The sequence below is a fragment of the Oleiphilus sp. HI0128 genome (assembly GCF_001635365.1).
Window position 1 is genome coordinate 1 of the sequence record NZ_LWGG01000826.1, and the last position, 4800, is coordinate 4800.

A 4800-nucleotide genomic window follows, 5' to 3' on the forward strand; every position below is an offset into this window, starting at 1 on the left:
ATTTCTTTAGAGACAATATTCATCATATTCCAAGCTTTATCGATATATTCACCAGAAATATTTATTTTATTATTCTTTTTTGATATTCCGTCAATAACCTCTGGAAGTTTGCTCTTTAAATCAACCCCGCCGTCATGCGCCCAAGCATTTCTAATTATTCTCACTTGATTGTTCAATAAGTCGATGGATTCTCTGAATTCTTGAGTTGGTTCGGTAAGACACTCAAGCTTCTCAAATTGCTCAATTAAATGGAGAAACTTACTTTTATCTTTGGGCCTTCGAGGCAGCACATCTCCTTTGTTCAACTGTTCAGAAGTGTATAGGTAGATTCTTTCAAGCTCAGATTCAAGCATTGCCCATAGCGTGAGTAACATAGACTGCCGTTGGTACATCGTCATACTCTGAGAAAAAAGTGACCGGATGTCGTAATCTTGCTCAGTTACCCCGTTAATATGTTCAAGATCAACTCGAATTATTTCGCCTTCATCTTCAGCATGAGTTTGAACAAACATCTCTTGTTCATAAGTTTCGATATGAGATTCTATGTTCTCCGTAAATGAAGAGAGTAATTGCTCTTGCTTCTGAATGTATGCTCTCTGTAATTTTAATTCTTCAGACAATAAACACACTGGCATATCAAGAAAATTCAAAGACATTTCATTCCCTCAAATAATTTTCCTACCCCAGCCTAAGAGCTGGTAGATTGTTTAAGAGCGAAATTACCACTCTCCCCTACAGATTCCGAAACATCACTAAATTCATTAGCAATAATGTCTGAGGCCCACTCTTCAATTAACCCATCCATGCTTGTGAAGAACTCACCCATCTGTCGATAGTCGTGAAACTCGCCATGCAGGTACTGCTCAACAACATAGGCATAGCCCGGCTTAAATCTCCAAACATGCTTCATGTTGAATTTTAGAGGACTACTCACACCACCACTTAACGATTTAGCTCTGTCGTCTATATCAGTGGTGTATCCAATTTTTAAATAATCAAATAACGGTTCATTTGATTCAGCGTCAACATACTCGCCTACATAAACGTAGCCAGAATCCAAGTCCTTTGAGATCTTTCCTTTAGCAATCAGAGTTTTCAAAACATCGGCTAGAGCCGTTGCTGGAGCACTTCCATTTTGAACTTTTGTCAAAATTTCTTCACGCAATGGACTGATATCTTCCACCGATACGGGGATTTCATCTTTTACCGTTTTCCAAAACTCAAAGAAGAGATCCTTTGCTTCCTCATACTTTCTTTTTGTAAGTTTCTTTTTGGAGTTATTAGCGTGCTTGGTCTTCTTTAAATAGTTCGCGAAATCAAGATTAACTGAAGGCCAATCGATTTGCATATATTGTTATTATTTTTGATTTGCTTTTGAGAGGGAGACAAAAAGCACCCAACCTTTATCAGATTCTATTTGTCTCCAGTTCCTTATATGTATTGGATTAAGGGCATTGATGCTCGATGATACGATCCGCATGGCGTTCAAACATCATCCTGTAACGAGTGGTATACCAGTCGGCAGCATCTTCCTTGTGGCCCCCCAAACAATCGCAATGATTGTCTGCCTCAAGCGCATTTAAGCAGGCGGCTGCACTTTGAATAGCCGCACTAACATCCTGAATATCATGTCCTTGGTCTTCGTTCATCGAATGTGCAACACTCAGAAAATCCCCTACTAACTTGCAAGTCAATTTATCGTTTTCACTTTGTATCATCCGCTTTCTCCTTATATTTGTTTTAGTCTAAACGACTCAAAATTTTGCTGACTGCTGATTGCGCTTCATAAATCCCATGCCCTCTTTTATTCGAACCCACAAAAGCCCTAGCCTCAGATTCTGTAAAAATCTCGTAACTATAAAGATCGTCAAACAACGCCTCTTTGGCTGAATCTAGTTCCGATGGTGCTTCATCAACCTTGTAATAGGTTGGTTCTCGATTTAATCCAGTGATTACTTCGATCGCACCTCCTTTCTCTTCTAAAATATCGAGAAGCTCTTCAGGGATATCTTCTCGATCACCGTATGAATAAACAGCTTCTTCCATCGTCCATTTAAAGTACGTAAGCTCCAACTCGTGTGCTAATTGAATCAACCTTGATTCAGTCGCCATCCACGCACTAGGTCTTGATCGGTGTGGTATCTCTACAACTATTAAGTCTTGCTCCATATTTAGTCCTCCAAACCAATCTCAGCGCGTAGTCGGTTTACAAGAACACTAGCGAGGGCTTTAAGCTTATAAGCGTCCTCCAAGATAATTGGAGATGATTCAATTTCTTCAAATCTTGTAATCAACATTTTCAGGAAAATGGCTTCTTGCTCGCTATCTATGGGATTAAGGGAAATTACGGTATGTATATTGGCAACTTCTCGTTTCACGACTAGCATGGCAATCGCATTAAAAGTATCTTCATCACCAGAATATTCGAAGTGTTCCCTCATTTTCACCAGCAATCTGGATGTCGGTTCGCTATTGAGTTTGACGACTTCGGCATTGAACATTTCTTCCCCCTCTTCAGATAAAAGAAGAGGATTTAATGTTCTGGAGAAGTGCTTTATTGTTTTGTCATAGACATTCACAAGTTGCCTATGTGCTCTAGCTTTGTCAGTCTTTTGTACAGTTTCTAGGAACTTGCTTGAAGCAGCCGCAGTGGATGCGATAAGAATATCTACTACACGAGGTAGATCTGCATCGGGTTCATATGTTCTAACAACTTGAACACACTCATTAATTATATTTTCTTGTATTACTGTATATTGATTCATTTACTAGACCTCATATAAATATTTATGCTTTATTGGAGGCAAACGAATCCCTTAGCCATCATCCGGCCAAAAAATCACCTCCAATTATTTTCTTAACTAAATTTCTCACGCTCGTTCTCTTGAGAATGTTGCGATTATTATTTGGTGGTGGCAGTACCCACCAATTTCTTACTCATTTAAAAGTTACACCAAGTCGATATACACCTCCTTTACTTTCTTGGTTATTCCAATTAGCGACTGCTGTTCTCAATAATGATATCTACATGCGTTTCAAACATTGATTTGTATACACTTGTGTATCCCTTAGTCGCATCAGCCTTTCTATAGGCTAAACAATCACAATTACTACTAGCTTCTAATGCGTTAACTCTCGCAGCAGAGTATTGAATCGCAGAACTTACAAGACGCTCGTCGTATTCATCTGAGCTACTTATAAATTCGGCAATAGCCAAAAACATTTCTACAGCATCATCAAACAATCTACTTCTTTCATCATTTACCATGATTTTCTCCTCCTCTATTTTTGTTTTGTTAGCTCGTCCCATTTACCACCCCAGTCCATAATTAACTTAAGTGAACCTTCAGGGTCGTCGTGATCCCATGGCCCCCAATACCTTTTCCTTATCGGTTTTTTAAGTCTGCAATGGTCAAACCCTACATCCATAAAAGACACAAACGCATAATCTTGACCAACGGCTGTGTTAAAGATAATTCGGCACATCAAATGCCCAGAGTCGTAAACTAAGTTTTCAGTATCGTTAATTACTTTCATAAACGACCCTCCGATAATCTATTACTTAGACTCTCTCCAATGATTGTTCCAAAGTGGGTTATTGCTCTAATCTGAATTAGATCTTCTTTCGAGAAATCCAAAAATGAAAAGGTTTTATTGACGGAATCGAGCGCCATAATCGTTGCGTATTTTTGAGTTGGTGTAAGCTCTACAAAAAATGATTCATTTTGCTGATTGAATTGAGGGTCACTTAAATTTTGAGCATTGAGCTTAAAGATTTGTGCTAACTGATTCTGGCCAAAGCTTGCAAGACAGTCACTCACATTAATCACGTACTTGAACGCACCTGATAGAATATTATTGGTATGTTTGTTGGTCATATATTATTCCTCGAATAAAGCTAATTTCATTTATTGGAGGCAAACGAATCCCTTAGCCATCATCCGGCCAAAAAATCACCTCCAATTGTTTTGTTGCTTAACATCTTCACGCTAGTTCTCAACAGAATTTTGCGATTATTTTTAATGAGCTAATTGCTAGCTCTCTATCAATTTTATGTATCTATAAATGTTATTTCGTATAATCTTCCTCCCTATTTTTTATGTGAACCCAGTTAAGATCAATTTAAAAGCCAGCCTGATAATCAGCTCCAACAACATTTAAGTTCGGAATTCTGAACCAATCGATAGCAGTAAAATCTTTCTGCTCTTTAGTTCGAAGTCTAGGGATTAGTCTGGCGTGAGGCATCCCCCAGAAGTCAGCTACTTCTCTCATAACCTTTTCGAACTCTGAGTTATCTAAGCTATCCAATTTCGTGGCTAAACTGATATCCGAACAATTGAAACCATGATGCCTTAAGTCACCTAATTGAATAATCTCAAAAACGTTCGATACAATGTGCTGTTTCCAGTCTGCATAATCTATGCGATAGCCTTGCATATCATTTGGACAGGTTGAAAACGCATTTAGCGCATCACAAACAGCAATAAATTCTTCTTTGTTTAATGTATTCATATATTTCCCCTAATTTTTAGTATTTAATGTTTGTAAACTACAGGCACAAAAAAACCGCCTCGTATTTGGGCGGTTCTTATTTCGAAATGAATATTTTACGCAGGCGCAAAACGTCACCCGGAGCCTTTAAACTCCGACTTAAAACATAAAGTTTTCTTGTTAAAACTCATATATAGTACAATCATAATGGCCTATTAATGATCATATTAAGCTCAAAATAAGATCTCGCAATATTAATTTGCGATTTCCGTCTCATAATTGTACTTCTTAGGTGCATACCCGGTCAAT

Annotated in this window: 9 protein-coding genes; all 9 read right to left on the minus strand. The window is 38.1% G+C overall.

Going from position 1 to position 4800, the window contains the following annotated elements:
• The coding region (locus A3763_RS12550; RefSeq protein WP_068760088.1) for a hypothetical protein at positions 1-656 on the minus strand (656 nt) is incomplete at its 3' end.
• Positions 657-688: 32 nt separating this feature from the next.
• Positions 689-1348 (minus strand): GIY-YIG nuclease family protein, encoded by a 660-nt coding sequence (locus A3763_RS12555; protein ID WP_068634401.1) that lies wholly within the window; start codon positions 1346-1348, stop codon positions 689-691.
• Between the two features lie 97 nt (positions 1349-1445).
• The gene (locus A3763_RS12560; RefSeq protein WP_068634400.1) at positions 1446-1718 is read right to left on the minus strand and encodes a DUF3144 domain-containing protein; all 273 of its coding nucleotides are present in this window, start codon (positions 1716-1718) and stop codon (positions 1446-1448) included.
• A gap of 22 nt (positions 1719-1740) precedes the next feature.
• Positions 1741-2169, minus strand: coding sequence for a hypothetical protein (locus A3763_RS12565; protein WP_068634399.1), 429 nt, complete (start codon positions 2167-2169; stop codon positions 1741-1743).
• Between the two features lie 2 nt (positions 2170-2171).
• On the minus strand, positions 2172-2765 hold the full coding sequence (locus tag A3763_RS12570; protein WP_068760090.1) for a hypothetical protein: 594 nt from the start codon (positions 2763-2765) through the stop codon (positions 2172-2174).
• Between the two features lie 230 nt (positions 2766-2995).
• A complete protein-coding gene (locus A3763_RS12575) occupies positions 2996-3268 on the minus strand; it encodes a DUF3144 domain-containing protein (protein ID WP_068634150.1) in 273 nt (90 codons plus the stop codon).
• 14 nt (positions 3269-3282) lie between these two features.
• A complete protein-coding gene (locus tag A3763_RS12580) occupies positions 3283-3537 on the minus strand; it encodes a hypothetical protein (RefSeq protein WP_068634149.1) in 255 nt (84 codons plus the stop codon).
• Positions 3534-3878 (minus strand): hypothetical protein, encoded by a 345-nt coding sequence (locus tag A3763_RS12585; RefSeq protein WP_068634148.1) that lies wholly within the window; start codon positions 3876-3878, stop codon positions 3534-3536. The genes A3763_RS12580 and A3763_RS12585 overlap by 4 nt, the downstream gene beginning before the upstream one ends.
• A 244-nt stretch (positions 3879-4122) precedes the next feature.
• Positions 4123-4512 (minus strand): hypothetical protein, encoded by a 390-nt coding sequence (locus A3763_RS12590; protein WP_068634147.1) that lies wholly within the window; start codon positions 4510-4512, stop codon positions 4123-4125.
• Between the last annotated feature and the right edge of the window lie 288 nt (positions 4513-4800).

Excerpts from the sequence above, each read along its gene's own strand:
- A3763_RS12560 (WP_068634400.1), bottom strand. The coding sequence starts at position 1,718 with ATGATACAAAGTGAAAACGATAAATTGACTTGCAAGTTAGTAGGGGAT.
- A3763_RS12590 (WP_068634147.1), bottom strand. The coding sequence starts at position 4,512 with ATGAATACATTAAACAAAGAAGAATTTATTGCTGTTTGTGATGCGCTA.
- A3763_RS12575 (WP_068634150.1), bottom strand. The coding sequence starts at position 3,268 with ATGGTAAATGATGAAAGAAGTAGATTGTTTGATGATGCTGTAGAAATG.
- A3763_RS12570 (WP_068760090.1), bottom strand. The coding sequence starts at position 2,765 with ATGAATCAATATACAGTAATACAAGAAAATATAATTAATGAGTGTGTT.
- A3763_RS12585 (WP_068634148.1), bottom strand. The coding sequence starts at position 3,878 with ATGACCAACAAACATACCAATAATATTCTATCAGGTGCGTTCAAGTAC.
- A3763_RS12580 (WP_068634149.1), bottom strand. The coding sequence starts at position 3,537 with ATGAAAGTAATTAACGATACTGAAAACTTAGTTTACGACTCTGGGCAT.
- A3763_RS12565 (WP_068634399.1), bottom strand. The coding sequence starts at position 2,169 with ATGGAGCAAGACTTAATAGTTGTAGAGATACCACACCGATCAAGACCT.
- A3763_RS12555 (WP_068634401.1), bottom strand. The coding sequence starts at position 1,348 with ATGCAAATCGATTGGCCTTCAGTTAATCTTGATTTCGCGAACTATTTA.